The sequence below is a fragment of the Pseudomonas sp. Pseusp3 genome, assembly GCF_047304225.1.
Classification (GTDB): domain Bacteria; phylum Pseudomonadota; class Gammaproteobacteria; order Pseudomonadales; family Pseudomonadaceae; genus Aquipseudomonas; species Aquipseudomonas fluorescens_CD.
Genome location: NZ_JBGLYV010000246.1, coordinates 1 through 508, shown reverse-complemented (window position 1 = coordinate 508; position 508 = coordinate 1). Strand labels below are relative to the sequence as shown.

Here is a 508-nt window from a genome sequence, read left to right as displayed (position 1 = left end):
TGGCGATGAGGCGTGAGTTTCGTTCATTGCGAAAGGCCAGTTGGTCGATGGTCTGGGTTGCGTGTTCGGCTTCTTCGCGAGCCTTGAGGATCACGCCGTGTTGTGGCGACTTGCTGCACACCGGGTCGGCGTTGCTGGCGTCCCCCGTGAGCATGAACGCCTGACAGCGGCAGCCGCCGAAGTCTTGTTCTTTCTCGTCACAGGAGCGGCACGGTTCGGGCATCCAGTCATAACCGCGAAAGCGGTTGAAGCCGAACGAGTCGTACCAGATGTGTTGCATGCTGTGGTCGCGCACGTTGGGAAACTGTACTGGCAGCTGTCGGGCACCGTGACAGGGCAGGGCGGTGCCGTCGGGGGTGACCGTCAGAAAAATACTGCCCCAGCCATTCATGCAGGCTTTCGGGCGCTCTTCGTAATAGTCCGGGGTGACGAAAATCAGCTTGCACGGATGCCCTTCGGCTTCCAGTCTGGCGCGGTATTCATTGGTGATGCGTTCGGCGCGCACCAG

Annotated in this window: 1 protein-coding gene; it reads right to left on the bottom strand. The window is 60.4% G+C overall.

The genetic code is table 11. The annotated features are described in order from the left end of the window. On the bottom strand, positions 1 to 508 hold a 508-nt coding region (locus tag ACCD00_RS30760; RefSeq protein ID WP_413428937.1), incomplete at both ends, for an SPASM domain-containing protein.